Origin of the sequence: Paenirhodobacter sp. CAU 1674, from assembly GCF_029222945.1 — a bacterium.
GTDB lineage: Bacteria > Pseudomonadota > Alphaproteobacteria > Rhodobacterales > Rhodobacteraceae > Rhodobacter.
This window is the reverse complement of record NZ_JARHUH010000002.1, coordinates 101,748-127,319: the sequence shown is the minus strand read 5'-3', so window position 1 is coordinate 127,319 and position 25,572 is coordinate 101,748. Positions and strand designations below refer to the sequence as shown.

At 65.6% G+C, this 25,572-nt stretch carries 25 protein-coding genes; 15 read left to right on the top strand and 10 right to left on the bottom strand.

Annotated elements, in window-relative coordinates; translation table 11 throughout:
* Positions 1-35: 35 nt before the first annotated feature.
* Entirely contained in the window at positions 36-920 is an 885-nt protein-coding gene (locus P2G62_RS02750; protein WP_275733337.1) for a porin, read from the bottom strand.
* Positions 921-1,234: 314 nt separating this feature from the next.
* Here P2G62_RS02750 and P2G62_RS02745 point away from each other — a divergent pair, with 314 nt between their 5' ends.
* From P2G62_RS02745 to P2G62_RS02720, 6 genes are all read left to right on the top strand, one after another.
* Positions 1,235-1,735, top strand: a complete 501-nt coding sequence (locus P2G62_RS02745; RefSeq protein WP_275733336.1) for a DUF3576 domain-containing protein — start codon at positions 1,235-1,237, stop codon at positions 1,733-1,735.
* A gap of 160 nt (positions 1,736-1,895) precedes the next feature.
* Entirely contained in the window at positions 1,896-4,463 is a 2,568-nt protein-coding gene (leuS, locus tag P2G62_RS02740) for a leucine--tRNA ligase (protein ID WP_275733335.1), read from the top strand.
* Positions 4,450-4,944 (top strand): LPS assembly lipoprotein LptE, encoded by a 495-nt coding sequence (lptE, locus tag P2G62_RS02735; RefSeq protein ID WP_275733334.1) that lies wholly within the window; start codon positions 4,450-4,452, stop codon positions 4,942-4,944. Before leuS ends, lptE begins: the two co-directional genes overlap by 14 nt.
* The gene (locus P2G62_RS02730) at positions 4,941-5,963 is read left to right on the top strand and encodes a DNA polymerase III subunit delta (RefSeq protein WP_275733333.1); all 1,023 of its coding nucleotides are present in this window, start codon (positions 4,941-4,943) and stop codon (positions 5,961-5,963) included. The genes lptE and P2G62_RS02730 overlap by 4 nt, the downstream gene beginning before the upstream one ends.
* 67 nt (positions 5,964-6,030) lie before the next feature.
* Positions 6,031-7,344 carry a mechanosensitive ion channel domain-containing protein gene (locus P2G62_RS02725; protein ID WP_275733332.1) on the top strand — a complete coding sequence of 438 codons (1,314 nt, stop codon included), beginning with the start codon at positions 6,031-6,033 and terminating at the stop codon, positions 7,342-7,344.
* On the top strand, positions 7,341-8,525 hold the full coding sequence (locus P2G62_RS02720) for a TIGR03862 family flavoprotein (protein WP_275733331.1): 1,185 nt from the start codon (positions 7,341-7,343) through the stop codon (positions 8,523-8,525). Before P2G62_RS02725 ends, P2G62_RS02720 begins: the two co-directional genes overlap by 4 nt.
* Here the strand turns inward: P2G62_RS02720 and P2G62_RS02715 are convergent.
* Entirely contained in the window at positions 8,504-9,091 is a 588-nt protein-coding gene (locus P2G62_RS02715) for a glutathione S-transferase family protein (protein WP_275733330.1), read from the bottom strand. The genes P2G62_RS02720 and P2G62_RS02715 overlap by 22 nt on opposite strands.
* Positions 9,092-9,224: 133 nt before the next feature.
* Here P2G62_RS02715 and P2G62_RS02710 point away from each other — a divergent pair, with 133 nt between their 5' ends.
* Complete coding sequence (locus P2G62_RS02710) at positions 9,225-10,460, top strand: MFS transporter (protein ID WP_275733329.1); 1,236 nt, start codon at positions 9,225-9,227, stop codon at positions 10,458-10,460.
* 16 nt (positions 10,461-10,476) lie between these two features.
* On the opposite strand, the gene P2G62_RS02705 is transcribed toward P2G62_RS02710, so the two are convergent.
* The 3 genes from P2G62_RS02705 to P2G62_RS02695 form a co-directional block, all read right to left on the bottom strand.
* Positions 10,477-11,136, bottom strand: coding sequence for a phosphatase PAP2 family protein (locus P2G62_RS02705; RefSeq protein ID WP_275733327.1), 660 nt, complete (start codon positions 11,134-11,136; stop codon positions 10,477-10,479).
* A gap of 78 nt (positions 11,137-11,214) precedes the next feature.
* Positions 11,215-12,063: an SDR family oxidoreductase gene (locus P2G62_RS02700; protein WP_275733326.1), complete on the bottom strand. Its 849-nt coding sequence runs from the start codon at positions 12,061-12,063 to the stop codon at positions 11,215-11,217.
* Positions 12,060-12,353 (bottom strand): SelT/SelW/SelH family protein, encoded by a 294-nt coding sequence (locus tag P2G62_RS02695; protein ID WP_275733647.1) that lies wholly within the window; start codon positions 12,351-12,353, stop codon positions 12,060-12,062. Before P2G62_RS02695 ends, P2G62_RS02700 begins: the two co-directional genes overlap by 4 nt.
* A gap of 75 nt (positions 12,354-12,428) precedes the next feature.
* Here P2G62_RS02695 and P2G62_RS02690 point away from each other — a divergent pair, with 75 nt between their 5' ends.
* The 4 genes from P2G62_RS02690 (at position 12,429) to P2G62_RS02675 (ending at position 17,095) form a co-directional block, all read left to right on the top strand.
* On the top strand, positions 12,429-14,231 hold the full coding sequence (locus P2G62_RS02690; protein ID WP_275733325.1) for an adenine deaminase: 1,803 nt from the start codon (positions 12,429-12,431) through the stop codon (positions 14,229-14,231).
* Positions 14,228-15,703: an AMP nucleosidase gene (locus P2G62_RS02685; protein ID WP_275733324.1), complete on the top strand. Its 1,476-nt coding sequence runs from the start codon at positions 14,228-14,230 to the stop codon at positions 15,701-15,703. The genes P2G62_RS02690 and P2G62_RS02685 overlap by 4 nt, the downstream gene beginning before the upstream one ends.
* Positions 15,704-15,848: 145 nt before the next feature.
* On the top strand, positions 15,849-16,136 hold the full coding sequence (locus P2G62_RS02680) for an HU family DNA-binding protein (RefSeq protein WP_275733323.1): 288 nt from the start codon (positions 15,849-15,851) through the stop codon (positions 16,134-16,136).
* Between the two features lie 95 nt (positions 16,137-16,231).
* Entirely contained in the window at positions 16,232-17,095 is an 864-nt protein-coding gene (locus P2G62_RS02675; RefSeq protein WP_275733322.1) for a DMT family transporter, read from the top strand.
* On the opposite strand, the gene P2G62_RS02670 is transcribed toward P2G62_RS02675, so the two are convergent.
* Positions 17,092-17,655, bottom strand: a complete 564-nt coding sequence (locus tag P2G62_RS02670; protein ID WP_275733321.1) for a DUF4202 domain-containing protein — start codon at positions 17,653-17,655, stop codon at positions 17,092-17,094. The two genes, P2G62_RS02675 and P2G62_RS02670, sit on opposite strands and share 4 nt — an antisense overlap.
* A gap of 79 nt (positions 17,656-17,734) precedes the next feature.
* Between P2G62_RS02670 and P2G62_RS02665 the strand changes: the two genes are divergently transcribed.
* Entirely contained in the window at positions 17,735-18,418 is a 684-nt protein-coding gene (locus P2G62_RS02665; RefSeq protein WP_275733320.1) for an NnrU family protein, read from the top strand.
* On the opposite strand, the gene P2G62_RS02660 is transcribed toward P2G62_RS02665, so the two are convergent.
* Positions 18,415-19,680, bottom strand: a complete 1,266-nt coding sequence (locus P2G62_RS02660; protein WP_275733319.1) for a lytic murein transglycosylase — start codon at positions 19,678-19,680, stop codon at positions 18,415-18,417. The two genes, P2G62_RS02665 and P2G62_RS02660, sit on opposite strands and share 4 nt — an antisense overlap.
* A gap of 76 nt (positions 19,681-19,756) precedes the next feature.
* The gene (locus P2G62_RS02655) at positions 19,757-20,122 is read right to left on the bottom strand and encodes a hypothetical protein (protein WP_275733318.1); all 366 of its coding nucleotides are present in this window, start codon (positions 20,120-20,122) and stop codon (positions 19,757-19,759) included.
* Positions 20,123-20,224: 102 nt separating this feature from the next.
* On the opposite strand from P2G62_RS02655, the gene P2G62_RS02650 reads away from it, so the two are divergent.
* Positions 20,225-20,845 carry a hypothetical protein gene (locus P2G62_RS02650; RefSeq protein ID WP_275733317.1) on the top strand — a complete coding sequence of 207 codons (621 nt, stop codon included), beginning with the start codon at positions 20,225-20,227 and terminating at the stop codon, positions 20,843-20,845.
* A gap of 50 nt (positions 20,846-20,895) precedes the next feature.
* Here P2G62_RS02650 and dapD read toward each other — a convergent pair whose 3' ends face one another.
* On the bottom strand, positions 20,896-21,723 hold the full coding sequence (dapD, locus tag P2G62_RS02645) for a 2,3,4,5-tetrahydropyridine-2,6-dicarboxylate N-succinyltransferase (RefSeq protein ID WP_275733316.1): 828 nt from the start codon (positions 21,721-21,723) through the stop codon (positions 20,896-20,898).
* Positions 21,724-21,816: 93 nt separating this feature from the next.
* Here dapD and P2G62_RS02640 point away from each other — a divergent pair, with 93 nt between their 5' ends.
* Together P2G62_RS02640 and P2G62_RS02635 are read left to right on the top strand one after the other, a co-directional pair.
* The gene (locus tag P2G62_RS02640; protein ID WP_275733315.1) at positions 21,817-22,644 is read left to right on the top strand and encodes an LOG family protein; all 828 of its coding nucleotides are present in this window, start codon (positions 21,817-21,819) and stop codon (positions 22,642-22,644) included.
* Between the two features lie 10 nt (positions 22,645-22,654).
* Positions 22,655-24,298, top strand: coding sequence for a glycosyltransferase family 39 protein (locus P2G62_RS02635; protein WP_275733314.1), 1,644 nt, complete (start codon positions 22,655-22,657; stop codon positions 24,296-24,298).
* Here P2G62_RS02635 and rlmN read toward each other — a convergent pair.
* Positions 24,295-25,482, bottom strand: coding sequence for a 23S rRNA (adenine(2503)-C(2))-methyltransferase RlmN (rlmN, locus tag P2G62_RS02630; RefSeq protein WP_275733313.1), 1,188 nt, complete (start codon positions 25,480-25,482; stop codon positions 24,295-24,297). The two genes, P2G62_RS02635 and rlmN, sit on opposite strands and share 4 nt — an antisense overlap.
* Positions 25,483-25,572 lie beyond the last annotated feature (90 nt).

The window sequence follows — 25,572 nt, the reverse complement described above, 5'->3', positions numbered from 1 at the left end:
GAAGCCCGCTCTTCCCAAATCCGGATCCGTCAGGATCAGAACCTGAAGGTCACACCGAAGTCAGCAGCGGTGTCGCCTTCGACCGAACCGATACCACCGGCCAGGACAGCGCCGCCGCCCAGGTCGTATTTCGCGCCGATACCGTACGAGGTGTCAGCAGCCTCGTCAGCGTCAGCAACAGCGGCTTCGAAGGTCCACGGGCCGGTTTTGTAGGCGCCGTAGATACCATACGATTCGTTCCACTGGTCGCCGTCAGCGTAGTAGACTTCGCCGCTGAACGCGCCGAACGAAGCGGTCAGCAGGACCGAGGTCGAGTCGTAGCCGCTTTCTTCGTCGTGGTCGAACGCGATCGCGCCGCCGAAGGTGCCAGCGTCGTAGCCCAGGGCCAGACCGTAGTCTTCCGAGATGGTGTCGATCGAAGCGGTCATCGAAACGGCGCCAACGGTGTAGTCCCAACGCAGGTCGTTCACCGAGTCTTCGTCGTGGCCGTACATCGAGATCTCAGCGGTGTCGTCAACACCGATGCCGTCGAAACCGATGTCGGTCAGGCCGTAGTCGTCCGAAGCAACCCAGTTCGACTCACCAACTTTGATGGTGCCGAACGCGCCCGAAACGAACACGTTCGCGTCGTAGTTCTGGTCCAAACTACGCTTACCATCTTTCGTCATCCAATCGCCGCCACCGTAGTTCGAATCCAGCTGGATTTGGGCGCCGAAGGTCAGGCCGGTGTCGGTTTCCATCGTGCCGGTGACGTTCATGTCGATTTCGTACCAGCCGGCAGCTTCTTTGTCGTCAGCGTAGCCGAGGCCGGCTTCGTTGTATTTCAGACCGAAGTTGGCCGAGCCGTCGATTTTCACTTCAGCGGCAGCGAAGCCAGCCGACAGGACCAGAGCGGTGGTCGCAAGAAGAACTTTTTTCATGGTTTTCCCTCATTGTCTTTTAAGGCAGACCCCAACTCAGGGAAATCCGAATTGGGTATGGGTGCTATTTCACCCCTGCCGCCCTACAATGCAATGAAAACGAAGGCGCCCCCGGCATTGACCCCTCGCGTGGTGCAGTCTTGCCACAGTGCCCGGAACGCCCCGTTACGCGCGCCCGCGCGCAGGACGCGCAATCTTCATGCATCCGGGAAAACCCGGCTTTTGGAAAAACCTTGTCGCCCTTGGGGCCATGGGCTAGAGACAGACAAAGCCAAATGGCATTGCCTGACTTGAAGCCGGACGGGGGCGAACCGATGACGATCCGAGTTCTTATGCGCGCCAGCGCGATCTGCGGCCTGACGCTTGCCCTGTCGGCGTGCGGCGGGACCTCCAGCGGCAAGCTGTGGCCGTTCGGCAGCAAGAAGGACACCCCGCCCCAGCAGGCCGTGAAAGCCGCCGAGGAGCCCAAGGAAGAAACGATCTGGGATCTGTTCGACAACAAGGCCGATTCCAACGTGACCGTCGAGGTGAACAAATACCTCTGGCAGGCCTCGCTCGAAGTGCTCAGCTTCCTGCCGATCCAGTCGGTCGACCCGTTCTCGGGGGTGATCGTCACCGGCTACGGCACCCCGCCCGGCGGTGGCCGCGCCTACCGCGCCACGGTGCTGGTGCAAGACCCCGCGCTTGACGCGCGGTCGCTCAAGCTCTCGCTCGAAAGCCGCGGCGGCCAGGTTTCGGCCGAAACGGTGCGCGCGGTGGAAGATGCGATCCTGACCCGCGCCCGCCAGCTGCGCATCCGCGATTCGAAGCTCTGAGTTCATCTCTCTGGTCCAAATATCCCCGCCGGAGGCGCCCTTGGGTTATCCGGGGCGCTGCGCGATGGATATTTGAACCAGAAAGAAAGGCAGCTCACTGGACCTCTCTGCCCCTGCCGGTGTAGCAAGCGCAGGCAGAATTCCGCATGAGGGCCTTGTGATGTCGCGCTACGCACCCGCCGAAACCGAGATGAAATGGCAAACCGCCTGGGACGAGGCGGGGGTTTTCACCGCGCGGCGCGATCCGGCCAAGCCGAAATACTATGTGCTGGAAATGTTTCCCTACCCCTCGGGGCGCATCCACATGGGCCATGTGCGCAACTACACGATGGGTGACGTGGTCGCGCGCTACAAGATGAGCTGCGGCTTTTCGGTGCTGCATCCGATGGGCTGGGACGCCTTCGGCATGCCCGCCGAGAACGCCGCGATGGAACGCGGCGGGCACCCGAAAGACTGGACCTATGGCAATATCGCCGACATGCGCGGGCAGATGAAACCGCTCGGCCTGTCGATCGACTGGTCGCGCGAATTCGCCACCTGCGACCCGGAATATTACGGCCAGCAGCAGGCGATGTTCATCGACATGCTGCATGACGGGCTGGTCTATCGCAAGAATGCGGTGGTGAACTGGGACCCGGTCGACATGACCGTTCTGGCCAACGAGCAGGTGATCGACGGGCGCGGCTGGCGTTCGGGCGCGCTGGTCGAGCGCAAGGAACTGACGCAGTGGTTCTTCCGCATTTCCGATTACGCGGGCGAGTTGCTGGAGGCTCTGGACGGGCTCGATCACTGGCCCGAAAAGGTGCGGCTGATGCAAGCAAACTGGATCGGCCAGTCGCGCGGGCTGCAATTTGCCTTCTCGACGCTGGGTGCGCCCGAGGGATTCGACCGGATCGAGGTCTATACCACGCGGCCCGACACGCTGATGGGGGCGAGCTTTGCCGCGATCAGCCCCGATCACCCGCTGGCCAAGCATCTGGAGCGCCACAACCCCGAGATCGCCGAATTCGTCGCTGAATGCCGCCGCATCGGCACCACTGAAGAAGCGCTGGAAAAGGCCGAGAAGCGCGGTATGGACACCGGCATCCGGGTCCGTCACCCGCTGGACGAGGCGCTGGAACTGCCGGTCTACATCGCCAATTTCATCCTGATGGATTACGGCACCGGCGCGATCTTCGGCTGCCCCGCGCATGATGCGCGCGACTTCGAATTCGCCACGAAATACGGATTGCCGATCCATTCGGTGTTCCGCCCACTGGCCGATGACACCGCGCTGGCCGATCTGGTTCCGACCGAGGAATACGTTCCGCTGAAATCCGAGCGCGTGCGCTATATCCGCGGCTTCGCGGGGGACGAGGTGCAGACCGGCGAAGAGGGCGTAGCCGCCGCCATCGCCTATTGCGAGGCCAATGGCATCGGCCGTGGCGTCACCAATTACCGCCTGCGTGACTGGGGTCTGTCGCGGCAACGCTATTGGGGCTGCCCGATTCCGGTGGTGCATTGCGCCGATTGCGGCGTGGTGCCCGAGAAGAAGGAAAACCTGCCGGTCCGCCTGCCCGATGATGTGACCTTCGATCAGCCCGGCAACCCGCTGGACCGGCACCCGACCTGGCGCGACTGCGCCTGCCCGAACTGCGGCAAACCTGCGCGGCGCGAAACCGACACGATGGATACGTTCGTCGATTCGTCGTGGTATTACGCGCGCTTCACCGCACCGCATGCCGCCACCCCGACCGTGCCCGAAGAGGCCGATTACTGGATGAACGTCGACCAGTATATCGGCGGCATCGAGCATGCGATTCTGCACCTGCTCTATTCGCGGTTCTTCGCCCGGGCGATGCATAAGACCGGCCATCTGCCCGCCAAGGCGATTGAACCCTTCAACGCGCTGTTCACGCAGGGCATGGTCACGCACGAAATCTACATGACCCGCGATTCGGCGGGCCGCCCAGTCTATCACCTGCCCGAGGACGTGGTGGATGGCAAACTGGCCGATGGCACCAAGGTCGAGATCATCCCTTCGGCCAAGATGTCGAAATCGAAAAAGAACGTCGTCGACCCGATGAACATCATCCGCGATTTCGGCGCCGATACCGCGCGCTGGTTCGTGATGTCCGACAGCCCGCCCGAGCGGGACGTGGAATGGACCGCCTCGGGCGCCGAGGCCGCCAATAAATATCTGGCGCGGGTCTGGCGGATCGCCAGCGAGATCGCCGAAGGTGCCGGCGGGGCGGGCGGGGCGGGCGGGGCCGAGGATCTGGCGCTGCTGAAGGCCACCCACAAGGCGATCGACGAGATCACCCGCTCGATCGACGGCTTCGCCTTCAACAAGGCGGTCGCGGCGCTTTATGCGCTGGCCAACACGATGTCGAAATCCGAGGCGTCGAACCCGGTCAAGCGGCAGGCGATGGCCCTGATGGCGCAGCTGATGGCCCCGATGGTGCCGCATCTGGCCGAGGACATCTGGGCCGCCTTGGGCGGCGAGGGTTTCGTCGTCACCGCGCCCTGGCCCAAGGCCGACCCGGCGCTGCTGGCCGAAGACGAGGTCACCTTGCCGATCCAGATCAACGGCAAGAAGCGCGGCGAGATCACCGTGCCCAAGCACATGCCGAAAGACGAGGTTGAAAAGCGCGTGCTGGCGGACGAACATGTCCTCAAGGCGCTGGCAGGCGGCCAGCCCAAGAAACTGATCGTCGTGCCGGGGCGGATCGTCAATGTGGTCATCTGACCGGAGAACCCTGTTGAAACTGGCGGGCGCCGCGGCGCTCGCCGGCTGTGGCTTCACCCCGGCCTATGGGCCGCAGGGCGGGGCGGCGGCCTTGCTGGGCGGCGTCAGCCCCGATTCGCCCCAGACCCGGGACGATTTCGCGCTGGTGCGGCGCCTGTCCGAACGGCTCGGACCCGCCCAGGCCGCGCGCTATCGGCTGGCCTACAAGATCCAGACCGATGTGCTGGATCAGGCGATCACCCCGGACAATGCCACCACCCGCTATTCGCTGACCGGGCTGGCCGATTACACGCTGCATGATGCGGGCAGCGACGCGGTGCTGCTGACCGGGCGGGTCACCTCGTTCACCTCGTGGTCGGCGACCGGGTCCATCGTTGCGACCCAAAGCGCCGAACGTGACGCCCATGAACGGCTGATGCGGATGCTGGCCGATCAGATCGTGACCAGGCTGCTGGCTCAGGCCGGCTCGCTGCCGAAATGAAGCTCGCCGGGGTTCAGGCCGCCCGCTATTTCGCCAAGCCCGAGCCCGAGCGCATGGGCCTGCTGATCTTCGGTGCCGATGCGATGCGCGTGGCGCTGCGCCGGCAAGAGGTGATCGCCGCGCTGATCGGCCCCGAGGGCGAGGCCGAAATGCGGCTGACCCGTATCCCCGCCGCCGATCTGCGCAAGGATGGCGCCGCGCTGATGGATGCGGTCAAAGCGGTGGGGTTTTTCCCCGGCCCGCGCGTGGCTTTCGTCGAGGACGCAACCGACACGCTGGCGCCGACGATCAAGGCCGCCGTCGATGACTGGCGCCCGGGCGATGCGCAGATCATCGTCACCGCCGGGTCGCTGACGGCGAAATCCGCCCTGCGCAAGATTTTCGAACCGCATTCCAACGCCTATGCGATCGGCATCTACGACGATCCGCCATCGCGCGAAGAAATCGAGGACACGCTGAAAAAGGCCGGGCTGCACCAGATCGGCGCCGAGGCGATGACCGATCTGATGGCCCTGGCCAAGGCGCTCGATCCCGGCGACTTTCGTCAGACCGTCGAGAAGATCGCGCTTTACAAATTCAACGACCCGACGCCGCTGGCCCCCGCCGATGTGGTGGCCTGCACGCCCGCCACGATCGAGGCCGAAGTCGACGACGTTCTGAACATCGTGGCCGAGGGCCGCGCGGGCGAATTGGGCCCGATGATGCGCCGGATCGAGGGGCAGGGCGTGCAGCCTGTCGCGCTGGCCATCGCCGCGCTGCGCCATTTCCGCGGGCTGCATTTCGCGGCATCGGACCCGGGCGGCCCCGGCGCCGGGTTGCAGCGGATGCGCCCGCCTGTGTTCGGGCCGCGCCGCGACCGGATGCAGCGGCAGGCGCAGGCCTGGGGCATGTTCCGGCTGGAAGATGCGCTGAAATTGCTGATCGAAACCGACCTGACGCTGCGTTCAGCCTCGCGCGCGCCACAGATGGCGGTGATGGAACGCGCGCTGATCCGGCTGGCGATGATGGCGCGGCGCTAGGCCTGCTTGCCCCACGCAGCAAGTTATGCGAGGGCTGTGGCCGCCCCAACCCCCGACCGGAGGATGCATGCGCAACCTGCCTGCGCCTATCGCCCATCTGCTGGATCTGGCACAGCCCTGGCTGACCACTGCCGAAGACTGGCTGACAAGCCCGGCTGCCTGGTCGCAATTTGCGCTGCTGGTGGCGTCCTGGCTGCTGGCACGGCTGGTGGCAGGGCGCCTTGCACCCCGGCTGACCGAGTTGATCGCGCCGAAGCCCGAGGCCCGGGGCGTGATGGCCACTGTCCGGCTCTGGGCGTTGCGCCTGTTGCCGTTGCTGCTGCCGCTGCTGGCCTATGGCTTCACCGCCCTGGGCGAGGCTTTCACCCGGCAGGTCTTTGGCTCGGGCGCGGTGATTGCCTTCGGTAAACGGGTGTTCCTGTTCCTCGCGGCGCGCGCGCTGGTGCGCGATATCCTGCGCGAGCCTTTCCTGCGCCTTCTGGGGCGGTATGTTCTGGTGCCGGTGATGGCGCTTTATGCGCTGGGACTTCTGGCACCGATCAGCGCCTGGCTTGACGGGCTGACCGTCGAACTTGGCAACATCCATTTTTCGGTGATGGCCCTGCTGCGCGGGCTGATCGCGGGCAGCCTGCTGTTCTGGCTGGGCGCATGGTCGAACCGGCAAAGCACCGAGTATATCAAGGCGCAGGACGCGCTGCGCCCGGCGACCCGGGAACTGGCCGTGAAGGCGACCGAAATCGTGATCTTCGGCGCGGCCTTCCTGTTGCTGATGTCGATCATGGGCATCGACCTGACCGCCGTCGCCGTGCTGGGCGGTGCGCTTGGTGTCGGCGTGGGCCTTGGGCTGCAGCAGATCGCGGCAAACTTCATCTCGGGCATCATCCTGCTGGTCGAAGGCCAGACCACCGTCGGCGATTATGTGGAACTCGACGGCGGCGAAAAGGGCACGATCGTCAAGATGACCGCGCGCGCCTGCATTCTGGAAACCTTCGATGGCAAATGGATCGTGGTGCCGAACGAGCATTTCATCACCTCGCGGGTGGTGAACTATTCCGATCAGGGCTCGGCCAACCGCTACGAGGCGGCGTTTTCGGTCAGCTATGACACCGATCTGACCCATGTGCCTGCCGTGGTGAACAGCGCCGTGGCCGCCCTGCCCTTCGTGCTGGGCCACCCCGAAGGCCCCGATGTCGAACTGGCGGGCTTTGGCGAAAGCGGTGTGGATTTCGTGGTCGAATACTGGGTGAACGGCATCGACGACGGCAAAAACAAATATGCCAGTCAGGTGCGCTTCGCCATCTGGGGCGCGCTGAAAGAGGCCGGCATCCAGATGCCCTACCCGCATCGTGTGGTCGAGATCAAAGGCCGGATACCGGAATGAGCGCGCCCGCCCTGGTCATCGGCGGCGGTCCGGCGGGAATGATGGCCGCCGAGGAAATCGCCCGCGCAGGCCACCGCGTGGTGCTGGCCGAGGCCAAGCCGACGCTGGCGCGCAAGTTCCTGATGGCGGGCAAATCGGGGCTCAACCTGACCCGTGTCGTGCCGGATTTCACCGAAGCCTACCGCAATGACTGGATCGCCGCGATGGTGGTCGAATTCGGCCCCGATCAGGTGCAGGATTTCGCGCGCGGGCTGGGGATTGACCTGTTCACCGGATCGACCGGGCGGGTGTTTCCGGTGGAAATGAAAGCCTCGCCGATGCTGCGCGTCTGGACCCGGCGGCTGACCGATCTGGGCGTCGAGATACGCACCCGCTGGCGCTGGACGGGGTTCGAGGGCGCGGCGCTGGCCTTCGACACACCTGCGGGCCGGGTGCTGGAAACCCCGCGCGTGACGGTTCTTGCACTGGGGGGCGCAAGCTGGCCGCGGCTGGGGTCAGATGCCGCCTGGGTGCCGTGGCTGGCCGCGCGCGGGGTGGGCATCGCGCCGTTCAAACCGGCGAACATGGGGCTGCGGCTGGACTGGTCAACGCATATGGCCCCGCATCTGGGTCAGCCGGTCAAGGGCGCCGCGCTGCACGCCGGAGGACAGGTTTCGCGCGGCGAATTCGTGCTGTCGGCGCGCGGGATCGAGGGGGGCGGCGTTTATGCCATCGCCGCCGCCGTGCGCGACGGGGCAACCCTGACGCTGGATCTGGCCCCCGATCAAAGCGCGGCCGAGCTGACCGCGAAACTGGCCACGCCGCGTGGCAAGCAAAGCCTGTCGAACCATCTGCGCCGGGTGTTGCGCCTCGATCCGGTGAAGCTGGCGCTGCTGAACGAATGGGGCCGCCCGCTGCCCGCCACGCCCGACGCCCTGGCCGCGCGGATCAAGGCACTGCCGGTGCCGCATCTGGGCCCGCGCCCGCTGGCCGAGGCGATTTCAAGTGCCGGCGGCATCACCCGTGACAGCCTGACCGAGGCGCTGGAACTGCGCGCGCTGCCGGGCCTTTTCGCCGCCGGCGAAATGCTGGATTGGGAGGCGCCGACGGGCGGCTACCTGCTGACCGCCTGTTTCGCCACCGGGCGCCACGCGGGCCGCGCCGCCGCCCGCGCATTGGATCACAGCGCCATCGCGCGCTGATAGGCCGGGCGGGCGCGCATCCGCTCCAGATACTCGCTCAGCCGATGCTCGACGATCGGGAATTTCGCGCTCAGCGCCCAGGTCAGGCAATGCGTCAAGATCAGGTCGGGCACGGTCATCGCATCGCCCATCACGAAATCGCCCTCGCCCATCCGGGTTATCAGCGTGTGCTGCGAGCGTTCGAATTCCCAGCGCAGCGTATTCTTGATGCCGGACAGGCGCAGTTCCTCGGGCAGGATGAAGCTGTGCCGCGCCGCCATCCACAGCGCCGCGTCGAATTCATCCAGCAGAAACTGCGTCAGGCTGTCTTGCCGCGCCCGTTCCAACGTGCCCGCCGGATGGGTCAGCGCGCCGTGCTTGTCCGCCAGAAACTGGATGATCGCGGTCGAATCGGTCACCGGCGTGCCATCGACGATCAGCACCGGCACCTTGCCCGCCGGGTTGAACGCCACCACCCCTTCGGAGCGCGGCGCAGCCTTCACATGCTCATAGCTCTGCCCCAGCTCTTCGAGCATCCACAACACCCGCAGCGCGCGCGATCCGACTGTTCCGATGACCGTATACATGATGCCTCCCCTTTGCGGGCATTGGGCCATGCGCGCAGGCCGGGTGCAAGCACCATTGTTTCGGGCACAATCAGGGGATTGACGGCGCCGTGGCCACGCGCTGATCTGGGTCTTCGTGCGAAGGGAGATCGCCATGAGCAACAGCCGCCTCATCACCCCCGTCCTGATCGGGGGCGCCATCATTCTGATGCTCAGCTTTTCGGTGCGGGCCTCTTTCGGCGTGTTCCAGATCCCGATCGCCAGCGAATTCGGCTGGCCGCGCACGGAATTCAGCCTGGCCATCGCGATCCAGAACCTGGCCTGGGGCATCGGCCAGCCGATCTTCGGCGCCCTGGCCGAACGCTTCGGCGACCGCCGCGCCATCATCCTGGGCGCGGTTCTTTATGCGGCAGGTCTGGTGTTGTCGGCCTTTGCGGTCACGCCCCTGCAGCACCAGTTCCTGGAAATCCTTGTGGGGTTTGGCATCGCGGGCACCGGCTTTGGCGTGATTCTGGCGGTGGTCGGGCGCGCCACCAGTGACGAGCATCGCTCGCTTGCGCTGGGGATCGCCACTGCCGCCGGGTCGGCCGGACAGGTGTTCGGCGCACCGGTGGCGGCGGCCCTGCTGAATGCCTTCCCCTGGCAAACGGTGTTCATCATCTTCGCGGTGGTCATCATGGCCAGCCTGCTGGCCCTGCCGATGCTGCGCGCGCCGGTGCGGGCCACCCGCGCGGAGCTTGCCGAAAGCATGGGCACAGTTCTGATGCGGGCCTTCAAGGACCCGTCCTATACCCTGATTTTCCTTGGATTTTTCAGCTGCGGCTATCAGCTGGGTTTCATCACCGCGCATTTCCCCGCAATGGTGACCGAGATGTGCGGCGCGGTGGCCCCCGGCTCGATGCTGGCCGCGCTTGGCATCGACACGACCAAGGCCCTGGGCGCCGCGGCGATCTCGGCCATCGGTCTGGCCAATATCGCGGGCACGATCTACGCGGGCTGGGCGGGCAAGCGCTGGAGCAAGAAATACCTGCTGGCCGGGATCTATCTGGCGCGCACGGTGGTGGCGGGGGCCTTCATCCTGCTGCCGATGACGCCTGCCTCGGTGCTGATCTTCTCGCTGCTGATGGGGGCGCTGTGGCTGGCCACCGTGCCGCTGACCTCGGGGCTGGTCGCGCATATCTACGGGCTGCGCTACATGGGCACGCTGTATGGGTTTGTCTTCCTCAGCCACCAGATCGGCGCGTTCCTGGGGGTCTGGCTGGGCGGCAAGCTCTACGACATCTACGGCGATTACACGCTGGTGTGGTGGGTCGGCGTGGGCGTGGGGGCCTTCTCGGCCATCGTGCATCTGCCGGTGCGCGAGCGTCCGATGCAGGTGGCCGCGGCCTGACAGACGACCCAAAGGCTCAGCCGCGCAGGCGCGCCTGCGCACGGGCTGCCAGATCGGTCAGATGCGGCCACAAATGCTGGCCACCCACCAGCAGCGCAAAGCCCACCAGCCGCAGCGCGCCGACGATCCGCCGCCCGAGCCGGGTGAAAAAGCCCGCCACGACCCTGCGTGCCGCCGTGTCGCCGCGCAGGGCATAGTTGCAGATCAGCCCCCAGATCGTGCCCGCCAGCACCTGCCAGATGGTATGCGCCCCCACCTCGATGCGGCTGGCGCCCGTGAAGCCGCCCGCCACGATCACCACCATCCGCGCAATCGGATTGGACACCAGACAGCTGGACACCAGACTGCCCACCCCGAACACCGCCGTCGCCGTGTGGCCCGACGGAAACCCGCGCCCGCCGCCGCGCGGGCGCTGGTTGATCTCGGCATCGCCCAGCGTGTTCTTGGTGCCGTGAATGCCGGTGAACAGCACGACATAGCGCCCCAGATATTCCAGCCCCGAGCCATTGGCGATCTCGCATCCCCATGCCATGAGCGGCAGCGCGATCTGCAGATTGTCGCCGTATTTCTCGACCTTGGGAGTCGACAACAGCACCACCAACCCGATCATGCCGATCACGATCAGCCCGCGCAGGCGTGCAAGATGCGGGGCAAGGCTGCGACGAAGCGAAAGCATGGAGGGGTCCGGGATGGGGATAGCGGCTGCGGCGTCGGTAACAACTCGGGCCCGGGCGCGCAACGAAAACCTGCCGGTCTAGCCCGTCTCGTCGGCCAGCAGCGCGGCCAACCCCGCGCGGTAATCGGGATGGATCAGCCGCACGCCCAGTTCGTCCTTGATCCGGTCATTCCGCACGCGCTTGCTTTCGGCATAGAAGCTGCGCGCCATCGGGGACATTGCGGCGCCATCATAGGGCACGGCGGGCGGCTCTGGCAGGCCCAGAAGCTGCGCGGCATGGCTCAGCACGTCTTGCGGCGGCGCGGGGTCGTCATCGCAGACGTTATAGACCCGCCCCGGATCGGGCCGCGCGATGGACGCCGCCAGAACCTGCGCGATGTCGTCCACATGAATGCGCGAGAAGACCTGACCGGGCTTGATGATCCGCCGTGCCGACCCGTCGCGCACCTTTTCGAACGGGCCGCGCCCGGGGCCGTAGATCCCGGCGAGGCGGAAGATATGCGGGGCAAGACCCGGCACCGCCTGCCAGTCCGCCTCGGCCGCAACACGGGCCTGACCGCGCGCGGTGGCCGGGGTCAGCGCGGTGTCTTCGTCGACCCATCCGCCCTGATGATCGCCGTAAACCCCGACCGTGGACAGATAGCCCACCCACTGCAAATGCGGGGCGGCAGCGGCGATCTGCGCGCCATGGGCACGCAGCACCGGATCGCCCGTGGCATCGGGTGCAACCGAGGTCAGCAGATGCGTGGCCCGATCCAGCGGCAGATCGCCCCCCGGCCAGAGGATCGCTTCGACCCCCTGCGCACGCAGGGCCGCGGCTTTCTCGGCGCTGCGCGTTGTGGCAATGATGTGCCAGCCCTGCGGCAGCAAAACCCGTGCCAGCGCCTGCGCCGAATAACCGTGGCCGATGGACAGCAGGGTTTTCATGGCGCGCTCCGGTCTATGTGGCCAAGGTCGCGGTCCGGCTCGATCAGATCGCGCACCCGGCGTTTCAACTCCTTCGCGTCGGGAAAGCCGCCGTCACGCTTGCGCTCCCAGATCGGGGCGCCGTTCACGCAGACCTCGAACACCCCGCCATGGCCGGGGATCAGCGTGACCCCGCCCAGATCCTCGGCGAAGGTTTGCAGCAGTTCCTGCGCCATCCAGCCTGCGCGCAGCAGCCAGTTGCAGCCGGTGCAATAGGTGATCGTGACGATGGGTTTTTCAGCCTGTTCCATGCCCCAGATGTAGCGCGCCCCGGCTGACATCACAACGTCACTTGCAAGCATCGTGCAGCGGTGGCACGCTTGGCCATGGAACAAAAAAACACCGTGAAATCATGGCCAGAGGCCGCGCCGCGTTTGATTGCCGTCGCCTCGGGCCGGGCGCCCGCCGATCTGGTGATCCGGGGCGGGCAATGGGTCAACGTGCACACGCGCGAGGTGCTGACCGGCCATGACATCGCCATCGCCGAGGGCCGCTTTGCCGCGATTGCGCCGGATCTGAGCGCGTCCATCGGCCCCGACACCCGTGTGATCGAGGCCAATGGCCGCTACATGATCCCGGGCCTGTGCGACGCGCATATGCATATCGAAAGCGGCATGCTGACCCCCGCGGAATTTGCCGCCGCCGTCATTCCGCATGGCACCACGACGATGTTCACCGACCCGCATGAAATCGCCAATGTGCTGGGCCTGCGCGGCGTGAAGATGATGCATGACGAGGCGCTGCTGCAGCCGGTCAACATCTTCACCCAGATGCCCAGCTGCGCCCCCTCTGCCCCGGGGCTGGAGACAACCGGCTTTGAAATCAACCCCGAAGACGTGGCCGCGGCGATGGCTTGGCCCGGGATCATCGGGCTGGGCGAGATGATGAACTTTCCCGGTGTCATCAACGCCGACCCGAAAATGCTGGCGGAAATCGCGGCCACGCAGACCGCGGGCAAGACCGTGGGCGGCCATTACGCCAGCCCCGATCTGGGCGCGCCGTTCCGCGCCTATGCGGCGGGCGGCCCGGCGGATGACCATGAGGGCACCTGCGAGGCCGATGCGATCGCCCGCGTGCGGCAGGGGATGCGGTCGATGATGCGGCTGGGCAGCGCCTGGTATGACGTGGAAACGCAGATCACCGCGGTCACGCAAAAGGGGCTCGATCCGCGCAATTTCATCCTGTGCACCGACGATTGCCATTCCGGCACGCTGGTGCATGACGGACACATGAACCGGGTCTATCGCCATGCCGTCGCCTGCGGTGCCGATCCGCTGGTGGCGCTCCAGATGTGCACGCTCAACACCGCCACCCATTTCGGGCTGGAGCGTGAGCTGGGCAGCATCACCCCGGGTCGGCGCGCGGACCTGATCCTGACTTCGGATCTGGTGACCCTGCCGGTCGAACATGTGATCGCGCGCGGGCAGACCGTGGCGATGGAGGGCAAGCTGATGGTTACCTGCCCACATTACGACTGGCCCGCCGACGCGCGCGCCACGGTCAATCTGGGCAAGCACCTGACCGCTGCGGATTTTGCCATTCACGCGCCCGACGGCGCCAATACCGTGACCGCCCGGGTCATCGGCGTCGTCGAGAACCAGGCGCCGACCAAGGCACTGACCGCCGAAATGCCGGTGGTCGATGGCCGGGTTCTGGCCGACCCGGCCCGCGATCTGGCACAGATTGCACTGGTCGAACGGCATCGCGGCACCGGCGGCGTGGTCAACGGGTTCGTGTCCGGCTTTGGCTACCAGGGCCGCATGGCGATGGGCTCGACCGTGGCGCATGACAGCCACCACATGATCGTCGTGGGCACCGACCCCGAGATGATGGCGGCCTGCGCCAATCGGCTGGGCGAGATGGGCGGCGGTATCTCGGTCTGGAAGGACGGCGTGGAAATCGCCGCCGTGCCGCTGCCGATTGCGGGGTTGATGTCGGACGACCCCGCCGCAACCGTGGCCGACCGCGCCGGTGCAATGGTGCAGGCGATGGCCGAGTGCGGCTGCACGCTGAACAACGCCTATATGCAGCACAGCCTGCTGGCGCTGGTGGTGATCCCGGAAATCCGCATCTCTGATCTGGGGTTGGTGGATGTGACGCGGTTTGAACTGACGGAGCTTTTTGAATGATCGAACCGTTGACCACGCTGACCCCGCATGCCCATGAACCCGAGCTGTTCACCGATGCCGCCGAAGCCGTGGCGCATCTGGAAAAGCTCTATGCCGAGGCCACGGATTTCCTGCTCGACAAGTTCAACGAGACGTTGGAATCGGGGCGTGCGGCGGCGCGGTTCCGCGCCTTCTACCCCGAGCTGCGCATTTCGGTGACCTCGCATCTGAAGGCCGACAACCGGCTCAGCTTTGGCCATGTCGCGCTGCCGGGCACCTATGCGGCGACGATCACCCGCCCCGACCTGTTTCGCAACTATCTGACGCAGCAGATCCGCCATCTGATCCGCAATCATGGCGTGCCGGTGCAGGTGGGCCTGTCGTCCACGCCGATGCCGGTGCATTTTGCCGTGGCCGCGCACCCCTCGGTCAGCGTGCCGCAGGAAGGGGTGCTGGATTTCAGCCTGCGTGACGTGTTCGACGTGCCCGATCTGGCGAACATGAACGACGACATCGTGAATGGCACAGCCGGGCACAACCCCGATGGATCGGGCCATCTGGCGCCGTTCACCGCGCAAAGGGTCGATTACTCGCTCGCCCGGCTAAGCCATTACACCGCCACCGCGGCCGAGCATTTCCAAAACCATGTGCTGTTCACCAACTACCAGTTCTATGTGGACGAATTCGAAAGCGTCGCGCGGCAGATGCTGGCCGATCCGACGTCGGGCTACACCGCCTTCGTGGCCCCCGGCAATGCCGAGATCACGACCGCAGGCGGCACCATTCCGGGGCTTGCGAAGCTGCCGCAGATGCCCGCCTATCACCTGAAACGCGACGACGGGAACGGCATCACGCTGGTCAATATCGGGGTCGGGCCGTCGAATGCGAAAACCGCGACCGACCATATCGCGGTGCTGCGCCCGCATGCCTGGCTGATGGTCGGGCACTGCGCGGGGCTGCGCAATTCGCAGTCGCTGGGCGATTTCGTTCTGGCCCACGCCTATCTGCGCGAAGATCACGTTCTGGATGACGACCTGCCGGTCTGGGTGCCGATCCCGGCGCTAGCCGAAATCCAGATCGCCCTGCAAGAGGCGGTGGCCGAGGTCACCAAGCTGGAGGGATACGAGCTGAAACGGATCATGCGCACCGGCACCGTGGCCACCATCGACAACCGCAACTGGGAGCTGCGCGACCAGTCCGGCCCGGTCCATCGCCTGAGCCAGTCGCGCGCCGTCGCGCTCGACATGGAAAGTGCCACGATCGCGGCCAACGGCTTCCGCTTCCGCGTGCCCTACGGCACACTTCTGTGCGTCTCGGACAAGCCGCTGCATGGCGAGTTGAAGCTGCCCGGAATGGCGACCGAGTTCTACAAAACGCAGGTCGCCAGCCATCTGCTGATCGGCATTCGCGCGATGGAGAAACTGCGCGAGATGCCGCTGGAGCGGATACACAGCCGCAAGTTGCGCAGTTTCGAGGAAACGGCCTTCCTTTGAGGCAAGCGGATTTCCGGCGGTAAACCGCTTTTACCAGCCGAAAAAGGCTTGCCTTGGCTAATAAAAGCGTGTGTTACAGGCGCACCAACCGTGTAACGCGGATCTAATTGACCCCGGGCGAGCGGGGCGTATGAGAGGAAAACATATGTCGAAACCGATGACCAAGACCCAGCTCGTGGCCGCTCTGGCCGAGACGATGGGCTCGGACAAGAAAACCGCTTCGGCCGCGCTGGACGCCATCGCTGAAGTCGTCACCAAAGAAGTCGCCGCTGGCGGCGCTGTGACCCTGCCGGGCATCGGCAAGGTGTCGTGCAAGGCGCGCCCCGAGCGTCAGGTCCGCAACCCGGCCACCGGCGAGACCATGACCAAAGCTGCCGACAAGCAGGTCAAAGTGACCATCGCGAAAGCGCTGAAAGACAGCGTGAACGACTGATTTGCACGCAGCCCCTTGCGGGGCGCGACGCATCGGATAGGGTCGCCCTTCGAGCAATCGGGGCGGCCTTTTTCTTTGGCCGGGAAAGGGCGGCGATGGATCTGCGCGCAATCGGAATGGGACTGGCCTTTGCGCTGATGTGGTCCTCGGCCTTCACCTCGGCCCGAATGATCGTGGCCGACGCGCCCCCGCTTGCCGCGCTGTCGCTGCGGTTCTTCGTGTCCGGCCTGATCGGGGTGGGGATTGCGTTGGCGGCGGGGCAAAGCTGGCGGCTGAACCGGGCGCAATGGCGCGCCACGCTGATCTTCGGGCTGTGCCAGAACGCGCTTTATCTGGGTCTGAACTTCGTGGCGATGCAATGGGTGCAGGCCTCGGTCGCCTCGATCATCGCCTCGACGATGCCGCTGATGGTGGCGGGCCTCGGATGGGCAGTGTTTCGTGACAGGGTGCGTCCGCTGGGGCTGATCGGGCTGATCGCGGGCGTGCTGGGCGTGGCGATCATCATGGGCGCGAGACTGCAAGGCGGGGTCGATCCCGTCGGAATGGCGCTGTGTTTCGCGGGCGCGCTGGCACTGAGCATCGCAACGCTGAGCGTGCGCGGCGCGTCCTCGGGCGGCAATGTGATGATGATCGTGGGGCTGCAGATGTTCGTCGGCGCCGCGATCCTGGCCGTCGCCTCGGCCCTGTGGGAGCCTTGGGTCGTGCATTGGTCGCCCCGGCTGATCGGCGCCTTCGCCTATACCACGCTGATCCCCGGCGTGCTGGCGACCTGGGTCTGGTTCCGGCTGGTGGCGCGGATCGGCGCGATCAAGGCCGCAACCTTCCACTTCCTGAACCCGTTCTTCGGCGTTGCCATCGCGGCCCTGGTGCTGGGCGAGCGGCTGGGCCTGATGGACCTGATCGGCGTGGCCGTCATCGCAATGGGCATTCTGGCGGTGCAGCTGTCCAAACAGGGCTAGTCGCGAAACGCCGCCGCAAAGGGCTCGGGCAGGTCGAATTCGGCCAGCACCCGCGCGCGGCCCTCGGCCGACATCTTGCGCGCGGTCCTTTGCACGATCTTCAGCAGGGCCTCGGGGGATTGCGTGGCGGCGAAGGGCGCGAAATAGTGCCGCAGGAAGACGAAGCAGATCACGTCTTCCAGGGCCTGCACCTCGGCGTCGCGCTTGATCCCTTCCTTGCGCAGCAATTGCCCCGCGCGCACGATATCGTCGGCGCGATAGCCGGCTTCGGCCATGATCTGCCCGACCCGGCGCGCATGCCGCCGTGCCTGCTCGCGGCGCCACTCCAGATAGCCCTCGCGGCCTTCTGGAAAATCCGAGCGCGGCAACAGCCAGCGTTCGACATGCTGCCCCCGCGCCGCGATCTGCAACATCTCGGACGCATCCGGGACCAGCCGTTCCAATTCGGCCGACATCCGCTGGCCATACAGCAGCGCCGCAGGTTGGCTGGCTTCGATCGTGGGATCGGCAGCATTGGCGGCGTCGATGCCACGCAGGGCGCGGGCGAGCGGAGTGACCATGGCAATCTCGGGAAGTGATTTATGTTAAGGCAGCTTTGCACGATTTTATGGCAGGCTCCAAGGGCGCAAGAGGTATTCGATGGGATGGTTTGAATTCATTGCGGCATTTGCCGTTTTCATGGGCATTCATGCGGTGCCTTCGCGCCCGGGGCTGAAAGCGGCGCTTGTGGCCGGGCTGGGCGCGCGCGGCTATGCCGTCGTGTTCAGTCTGGTCTCGACCGCACTGTTGGCCTGGCTGATCGTGGCGGCCGGACGGGCGCCCTATGTCGAACTGTGGCCGCAGGCGGGCTGGATGCGGTGGCTTGTGAATGGCGTGATGCCGCTGGCGGTTGTGCTGGCGAGCTATGGCGTCGCGGCCCCCAACCCGTTTGCCTTCGAGGGGCGCGCAGATGGGTTTGACCCCGATCATCCGGGGATCGCGGGCGTGGCGCGCCAACCGCTGCTGTGGGCCCTTGGGCTATGGGGCGGGGTGCATCTGCTGGTCAATGGCGATCTGGCGCACGCAATCCTGTTTGGCGCCTTCGCAGTGTTTGCCTTTGTGGGCCTGCGCGCGATGGAGGCCCGCAAGCGCCGCAACTGGGGCATGGCCGAGTTCGACCGTCTGGCCGCGCGCACCTCTGACTGGCCGTTTCAGGCGCTGATCGCCGGGCGCTGGCGCCCGCAAACCGGGCCATCGCTGGCCCGGCTGACGCTGGCGGTCGTGATCTGGGCCGCGCTGTTGCATCTGCACAGCCCGGTGATCGGTGTCTCGCCCCTGCCTTAACGCAACGCCTTGAGCAGATCGAGCGTGGCATAGCCGTCGGGCGCATGGCCATTGGCGCGCTGCCAGGCCTCGATCGCAGCGATGGTGTTGGGGCCGATCTTGCCGTCAGTGCCCTGCGTGTCATAGCCCTTGGCAGTCAGCCGTTCCTGCAGCTCCTGCCGCTCGGCCGAGGTCAGCGCCCGCCCGGTGCGCGGCCAGGGCGCCTGAAACGCGGGGCGCCCACGCAGCCGGTCGGACAGGTGGCCCACCCCGATCACATAGGCATCGGCGTTGTTGTAGCGCGAGATCGCGGTGAAATTGCCAAAGATCATCAGCGCCGGTCCCTGCGCGCCCGCCGGCAGCAGGATCGAGGCCGCACCATAATTGGGCACCTTGCCGCCTGAGGCCGCGCGCACGCCCAGTGCCGCCCAGTCGTCGGGCGATTTCTTCACCTTCTTGCCCGCCAACCCATAGTTGAAGCCGGGCGGCAGCGTGACCTCGACACCCCAGGGCTGCCCCTTCGACCAGCCCGAACGCGCCAGATAGGCCGCGGTCGAGGCCAGCGCATCGGCGGGGTTGTCCGACCAGATGTCGCGCTTGCCGTCGCCGGTGAAATCGACCGCATAAGCCAGATAAGAGGTCGGGATGAACTGCGTGTGCCCCATCGCCCCTGCCCAGGACCCGGTCATGTGGCCTGCGTCGGTATCGCCCGCCTGGATGATCTTCAGCGCGGCAATCAACTGCTGCTGGAAGAAGCTGCCGCGCCGCCCGTCATAGGCCAGCGTTGCCAGCGCGGGCACGATCAGCGTGGTGCCGCGGTTCTTGCCGAAGTTGGATTCCATCCCCCAGACGGCCACGACGACCTCTTTCTCGACGCCATATTTCGCCTCGATCGCGCGCAGCACGGCGGCATGTTCGCGCAGCGCCGCCTGACCGTTCGCGATCCGCGTGTCGGAGACCGCACTGTCCAGATATTCCCAGATCGTCTTGGTGAATTCGGCCTGATGGCGGTCACGCTCGATGACCTTGGGGTTATAGCGGATGTTCCGCGTCGCGCGGTTCCAGGTGGTTTCGGAAATGCCATTGGCCAGCGCGCGCGGTTTGAAGTCCGCCAGCCACGCCTCGAAACCGCGCTGCACATCCGGGGCAACGGCAGGGATCTCGTCGATCATCTGCACACCTCGGGGCATCGGCCGGGGCGAATTTTCCAGCGGCCCGGCACAGGCCGCCAGCCCCGAAAAGGCAAGAAACGAGAGAGAGGTGATTTTGACTGCACTTTTCATGATCTGCCCGACTGTTTGTTCTTTCGAAACAGTCTAGCAGGCCGGCACGGGGGCGCAAATCACCTTTACGTCCGGTTCAGGCGTGGCCCTTGTCATCCCCGAAATAGGGCGTCATCTGCGCCACCACGACCGAGTTTTCAGCAAGCGCGCGCGCCATCAGGGCGCGTTCCTCATCGTCGATCTCGTGGCCCTGCGCTTCGCGTTCCTCGATCGTGCCATAGCCGGTCACATCAAGCGGCGCCAGATCAGCCTGCTTCAGGATCTGCACGGTCTCGCGCACGGCTTCGGCCTCGTCCACGCCGCTGGCATAGCACAGAAGGCCCGCGCCGGTGGCCTTCTTCGGCAGGCCGTCCCCCTCTTTGCGGCCAACCTCGATCAGCAGGGTATAGACCTGCTGCGGGCGCTTTTGCTTGACGGGTTTTTCATCGGGCGTGTCGGTCATTCTGGCCTCCGGGCTTTTGTCGGGGGTCGCCTGCATCGGCGATTGAGTCAAGGCCGGATCGGTGCAAACGTGACACCGATGAATTGCACAAAGAGGATTTCAATGCGTTTTCTGCCTGCACTGGCTGCAGCACTGATGCTGTCGGCCTGTATCGACGCCGATGTGACGATGGATTTTTCCGACGGCGAAACCATGCAGGGCGGGGTCGAGATGACCCTTGCGCGCGAGCTGTTCGACATGATGGGCAAAAGCCCCGCGTCCGCCTGCCCCGGCGGCGAGGGCGTTCTGACGAAAACCGACTTCACCTGCCGCACCCATGGCGAAACCCCCATCGCCAAACTGCTGGAAGAGGGCGCGGCCGAAACCGCCCAGAACGATTTCGACCCTTCGGCGGCGGCAAAGTTCGAACGCGTCGACGACAATACGATCCGCGTCAGTTTCGATTTCACCGAAATGGCCAGCAAGGGGCAGAAAACGGGCCAGCAGGACATGGGCGGCATGGAGGATCTGATCTCTGCCGCGATGGCGGGGCATTCCTTCAGCTTCCACATCAAGGGCTACAAGATCGTCTCGACCACCGGCACCCTGTCCGAAGACGGAACCGAAGCCAGCCTCGTGATCCCCGTCAGCGCGTTTCTGGACGAGAGCCCCGATCTCGGCCCGCCCTTCGTGACCGAGGTGCAGTTGAAACGGCACTGCACATTCTTCATCTTCTGCGACTGAACGAAAAAGGCCCGCCAGATCGGCGGGCCTTGAACACTCGGGCGCGCGGGTCAGTCGCGCAGCAGCTCGTTGATGCCGGTTTTCGAGCGGGTCTGCGCATCGACGCGTTTCACGATCACCGCGCAATACAGGTTCACGCCGTTTTTCGACGGCATCGAGCCCGCAACCACCACCGAATAGGGCGGCACTTCGCCATACATCACTTCGCCGGTCTCGCGGTCGACGATCTTCGTCGATTTGCCGATGAACACGCCCATCCCCAGGACCGAGCCTTCGCGGATGATGCAGCCCTCGACCACCTCGGAACGCGCGCCGATGAAGCAGTTGTCCTCGATGATCGTGGGGCCCGCCTGCATCGGTTCCAGCACGCCGCCGATGCCGACGCCGCCCGACAGGTGCACATGCTTGCCGATCTGAGCGCAGCTACCCACGGTGGCCCAGGTGTCAACCATCGTGCCCTCGTCGACATAGGCGCCCAGGTTCACGAAGCTCGGCATCAGCACCACGCCCTTGCCGATGAAGGCCGAGCGGCGTACAACGCAGTTGGGCACCGCGCGGAAGCCCGCGCTTTTCCACTGCGCCTCGCCCCAATGGGCGAATTTGCTGTCGACCTTGTCCCACCAGTTGCTGCCCTGCGGCCCGCCCGATTGCAGTTCCATGTCTTTCAGCCGGAAGCCCAGCAGAACGGCCTTCTTGGCCCACTGGTTCACATGCCACTGCCCATCGTCCTGCTGTTCGGCCACCCGCAGGGTGCCGTTGTCCAGCGAGGCCAGCGTGGTTTCGATGGCATCGCGGGCCTCGCCCTTGGTCGAGGGCGTGATCGTGTCACGGGTTTCCCAGGCGGCTTCGATAGCGGCTTCAAGCGCAGATCTCGGCATGGTTGCACTCCCATTTTCATGCGGTTTCAGGTGGCTTTTACGGGGTTTGCGCATTAGTTGAAAGACATAACAGGCATGACGAGCAGGACGACCATGACCGACGATACCCGCAGCCACACGTTCCGCGATTCGATCGAGGACGCGCGCGCCGCCAAACGCATCCCGGATACGCCGCAGACGCGCGCACCGGCCTATCGGCTGGCCTTCATCGACAACGATTTCATGATGCGCGCCGATCTGCGCCCAGTGCGGTTGCAGCTTGAACTGCTCAAACCGCAGCTGATCCTGGACGAACGCGGGATCGAAAGCACGATCGTGATGTTCGGCGGATCGCGCATCCCCGCCCCCGAGCAAAAAGACAGCGCCAAGACCCCCTATCTGGCCGAACTGTCGCATTATTACGAAGAGGCGCGGCAATTCGCGCGGATGATGACCGAACGCAGCCTGGAAAGTTACGGCCGCGAAATGGTGGTCTGCACCGGCGGCGGCCCCGGCGTGATGGAGGCGGGCAACCGCGGCGCGCACGAGGCGGGCGGGCATTCCATCGGGCTCAACATCGTGTTGCCGCACGAACAGGCGCCGAACCAGTATGTGACCCCGGACCTGAGCTTCAACTTCCACTATTTCGCCATCCGCAAGATGCATTTCCTGATGCGCGCCAAGGCGGTCTGCGTGTTTCCCGGCGGCTTCGGCACGCTGGACGAGATGTTCGAGTCCCTGACGCTGATCCAGACCCGGCGGATGCGCAGCATCCCCTTCATCCTGTTCGGCACCGAATTCTGGAAAAGCGTCGTCAACTGGGACATGCTGGCCGAGGCGGGCACGATCTCGCCCGAGGATCTGAACCTGATCAGCTTTGTCGAGACCGCAGCCGAGGCCGCGCAGATCATTGACGGCTGGGATTACGGCTGCGACGGCTGAGGGGGCGGGCATGCGCGCGATCGAACAATGGCTGGCCGGGCTGGGCCCGCGGGGCGTGAGCGCGCTGCTGCTGGCGGTGTCGCTGCTAATGTTTCTGCCCGGTTTCACCAGTCTGCCGGTGCTGGACCGCGACGAGGCGCGCTTTGCCCAGGCCAGCCGTCAGATGCTGGCGAGCGGCGATTTCATCGACATCCGCTTTCAGGATGAACCACGCTACAAGAAACCCGTGGGCATCTACTGGCTGCAATCGGCGGCGGTGGCGCTGACCGGGGCGGAGGCCGCGCCGATCTGGAAATACCGCCTGCCCTCGCTGCTGGCCGCCGTTGCCTCGGTGTTGCTGACCGCACGCATCACAATGGGCTTCGGCACCGCGCGCGCCGGGCTGATTGCCGGGCTGATGATGGCAGGGGTGTTCAGCCTGGGGATGGAGGCGCGGCTGGCCAAGACCGACGCGGTGCTGTTGCTGGGCATTCTGGCATCCCAGGCGGTTCTGGCGCAGCTGTGGCAGGTGGCGCGGGCGCAGAATTTCGCGCGCCCCACCCTGCCCCTGGCGGCCGTGCTGCTGTTCTGGGCGGCGATCAGTGCGGGACTGCTGGTCAAGGGGCCGGTCGGGCCGATGGTCAGCGGGCTGACGGTCGTCGCGCTGGCCCTGATCGCCCGGCGGCTGGGCTGGCTGATGGCGCTGCGCCCGGGGCTGGGGCTGGCGCTGACGGCAGTGCTGGTGCTGCCCTGGTATATCGCGATTTCGGTGCAATCGCAGGGCGCGTTCTGGGCCGCCTCGCTGGGGCATGACATGATCGGCAAGATGGCAGGCGCGCAGGAAAGCCACGGCGCGCCGCCCGGCACCTATCTGGTGCTGCTGTGGCTAACGTTCTTTCCCGCCTCTGTCGGGCTGGCGCTGGCGTTGCGCCCGCTGTGGCTGTGGCGGCACAGCCGATCCACCGCGCTGCTGTTCGTGCTGGCCTGGGTCGTGCCCGGGTGGGCCGTGTTCGAACTGACGCCGACCAAGCTGACGCATTATGTGCTGCCCTTCTATCCGGCACTGTCCGTGGCCGTCGCCCTGGTGTGGGAGGATCTGATCGCCGCGCCGCGCAAGCGCTGGCATTGGCTGGTGCTGGGGGCGCTGGCCCTGCTGGCCGCCGGGGTTTTGGGGGCGATCGGGGCCTATGCCGCGCGGCTCGCGCCCGATTTCACCGCCCCCGTGGGGGCACTGCTGCTGGCGCTGTCGGTGCTGGCCGCGGGCGTGGCGCTGGCGGCCCGGGCGATGGCCCGGCATCTGCCGCTGCTGGCGGCGACCGGACTGGCGGTGATGGGACTGGGGTTCAGCACAGGTGCTGTTCTGGCGGTGTCACGCGTGCCCGCGATCTGGCCTGCCCCGCGGATCGTGGCGGCGGCGGTCGATGCCACCTGCCCTGCGCCCACGATCTATGCCCAGGGGTATTTCGAGCCCTCGCTGGTCTTCCTGTCACCCGGCCCGGTGCGTCCGACCACCCCCGAAGAGGCAGCCGCCCATCTGGCAGAGCCCTGCGCGCGCGTGCTGTTGCCGGCAACGGATAGAACGCTGGCCCCGATCGGCACCCAGATCGCCCGGATCGAGGGGCTCAATCTGGGAACCGGCAAGCCCGTCGATCTGCGGCTCTGGCAGGCGCGTTAGGCGCCGCCCGGGGCCGCCTTGCCCAGACCCGTTTTCTCGCGCCGCGCGCGTTCGGTCGCCGATTTCAGCTGCCCGCAGGCGGCCATGATGTCCTCGCCGCGCGGCGTGCGGATCGGGCTGGCGTAACCGGCCTTGTAGATGATGTCGGCGAAGGCCTCGATCCGTTCCCAGTCGCTGCGCTGATAGGGGGCGCCGGGCCATTCGTTGAACGGGATCAGGTTGATCTTGGCCGGGATGCCGCGGATCAGCCGGACCAGACGCCGGGCGTCCTCATCGCTGTCATTCACGCCCTTCAGCATCACATATTCAAAGGTGATCCGTTCGGAATTCGACAGCCGCGGATAGTCGCGCAGCGTGTTCAGCAGCGTCTCGATGTTCCATTTCTTGTTGACCGGCACCAGCTTGTCGCGCACCTCGTCGGTGGTCGCGTGGAAGGACACCGCCAGCAGGCAGCCGATTTCCTCGGCGGTCTTGGCAATCTCGGGCACGATACCGCTGGTCGACAGCGTGATCCGGCGGCGCGACAGGGTCAGGCCTTCGTGATCCATCACCACCTTCATCGCATCCCGCACATTGTCGAAGTTATACAGCGGCTCGCCCATGCCCATCAGCACGACGTTGCTGACAAGGCGCGTTTCATCCTTGGGCGCACCGGGCACCGGCCATTCGCCCAGATCGTCGCGCGCCAGCATCACCTGGCCCACAATCTCGGCCGCGGTCAGGTTGCGCACCAGTTTCTGCGTGCCGGTATGGCAGAACGAACAGGTCAGCGTGCAGCCGACCTGCGAGCTGATGCACAGCGTGCCGCGGTTTTCCTCGGGGATATAGACGACCTCGACCTCGTGCCCGCCCGCGATCCGCACCAGATATTTGCGCGTGCCATCGGCCGACACCTGTTTCGAGACCAGCTCGGGCACGGCGATCTCGAACCGTTCGTCCAGAAACGCGCGGTAGTCCTTGGCCAGATTGGTCATCACCGCGAAATCGCGCACGCCCCAGTGATAGATCCACTGCCAGATCTGGCCCACACGCATCTTGGCCTGCCTTTCAGGCGTGCCTGCGGCGATCAGCGCATCGCGCATCTGTTCGCGCGTCAGGCCGACAAGATTGGTCTTGCCGCCCTCGGGCAGCTTGCGCGGCAGGGTCAGCACGTCTTGCGTGATCGGGGCGGTAGGCTCGGTCATGGCAGGGTTCCGGTATGCGAGAGGCGCTTCATATAGGGGATTCGCAGGCAAACGGGTAGTGCAAATGCAAAAGCCCCGGCAAAGCCGGGG

What these genes read in the sequence shown, in the direction of transcription:
- P2G62_RS02720 (WP_275733331.1), top strand. Translation starts at nt 7,341, where the DNA reads ATGAGCGCGCCCGCCCTGGTCATCGGCGGCGGTCCGGCGGGAATGATG.
- leuS (WP_275733335.1), top strand. Translation starts at nt 1,896, where the DNA reads ATGTCGCGCTACGCACCCGCCGAAACCGAGATGAAATGGCAAACCGCC.
- lptE (WP_275733334.1), top strand. Translation starts at nt 4,450, where the DNA reads ATGTGGTCATCTGACCGGAGAACCCTGTTGAAACTGGCGGGCGCCGCG.
- P2G62_RS02670 (WP_275733321.1), bottom strand. Translation starts at nt 17,655, where the DNA reads ATGGTCACTCCGCTCGCCCGCGCCCTGCGTGGCATCGACGCCGCCAAT.
- P2G62_RS02680 (WP_275733323.1), top strand. Translation starts at nt 15,849, where the DNA reads ATGTCGAAACCGATGACCAAGACCCAGCTCGTGGCCGCTCTGGCCGAG.
- P2G62_RS02655 (WP_275733318.1), bottom strand. Translation starts at nt 20,122, where the DNA reads ATGACCGACACGCCCGATGAAAAACCCGTCAAGCAAAAGCGCCCGCAG.
- P2G62_RS02685 (WP_275733324.1), top strand. Translation starts at nt 14,228, where the DNA reads ATGATCGAACCGTTGACCACGCTGACCCCGCATGCCCATGAACCCGAG.
- P2G62_RS02635 (WP_275733314.1), top strand. Translation starts at nt 22,655, where the DNA reads ATGCGCGCGATCGAACAATGGCTGGCCGGGCTGGGCCCGCGGGGCGTG.
- P2G62_RS02705 (WP_275733327.1), bottom strand. Translation starts at nt 11,136, where the DNA reads ATGCTTTCGCTTCGTCGCAGCCTTGCCCCGCATCTTGCACGCCTGCGC.
- P2G62_RS02650 (WP_275733317.1), top strand. Translation starts at nt 20,225, where the DNA reads ATGCGTTTTCTGCCTGCACTGGCTGCAGCACTGATGCTGTCGGCCTGT.
- P2G62_RS02640 (WP_275733315.1), top strand. Translation starts at nt 21,817, where the DNA reads ATGACCGACGATACCCGCAGCCACACGTTCCGCGATTCGATCGAGGAC.
- P2G62_RS02660 (WP_275733319.1), bottom strand. Translation starts at nt 19,680, where the DNA reads ATGAAAAGTGCAGTCAAAATCACCTCTCTCTCGTTTCTTGCCTTTTCG.
- rlmN (WP_275733313.1), bottom strand. Translation starts at nt 25,482, where the DNA reads ATGACCGAGCCTACCGCCCCGATCACGCAAGACGTGCTGACCCTGCCG.
- P2G62_RS02715 (WP_275733330.1), bottom strand. Translation starts at nt 9,091, where the DNA reads ATGTATACGGTCATCGGAACAGTCGGATCGCGCGCGCTGCGGGTGTTG.
- P2G62_RS02675 (WP_275733322.1), top strand. Translation starts at nt 16,232, where the DNA reads ATGGATCTGCGCGCAATCGGAATGGGACTGGCCTTTGCGCTGATGTGG.
- P2G62_RS02695 (WP_275733647.1), bottom strand. Translation starts at nt 12,353, where the DNA reads ATGGAACAGGCTGAAAAACCCATCGTCACGATCACCTATTGCACCGGC.
- P2G62_RS02690 (WP_275733325.1), top strand. Translation starts at nt 12,429, where the DNA reads ATGGAACAAAAAAACACCGTGAAATCATGGCCAGAGGCCGCGCCGCGT.
- P2G62_RS02750 (WP_275733337.1), bottom strand. Translation starts at nt 920, where the DNA reads ATGAAAAAAGTTCTTCTTGCGACCACCGCTCTGGTCCTGTCGGCTGGC.
- P2G62_RS02710 (WP_275733329.1), top strand. Translation starts at nt 9,225, where the DNA reads ATGAGCAACAGCCGCCTCATCACCCCCGTCCTGATCGGGGGCGCCATC.
- P2G62_RS02700 (WP_275733326.1), bottom strand. Translation starts at nt 12,063, where the DNA reads ATGAAAACCCTGCTGTCCATCGGCCACGGTTATTCGGCGCAGGCGCTG.
- P2G62_RS02745 (WP_275733336.1), top strand. Translation starts at nt 1,235, where the DNA reads ATGACGATCCGAGTTCTTATGCGCGCCAGCGCGATCTGCGGCCTGACG.
- P2G62_RS02665 (WP_275733320.1), top strand. Translation starts at nt 17,735, where the DNA reads ATGGGATGGTTTGAATTCATTGCGGCATTTGCCGTTTTCATGGGCATT.
- P2G62_RS02730 (WP_275733333.1), top strand. Translation starts at nt 4,941, where the DNA reads ATGAAGCTCGCCGGGGTTCAGGCCGCCCGCTATTTCGCCAAGCCCGAG.
- dapD (WP_275733316.1), bottom strand. Translation starts at nt 21,723, where the DNA reads ATGCCGAGATCTGCGCTTGAAGCCGCTATCGAAGCCGCCTGGGAAACC.
- P2G62_RS02725 (WP_275733332.1), top strand. Translation starts at nt 6,031, where the DNA reads ATGCGCAACCTGCCTGCGCCTATCGCCCATCTGCTGGATCTGGCACAG.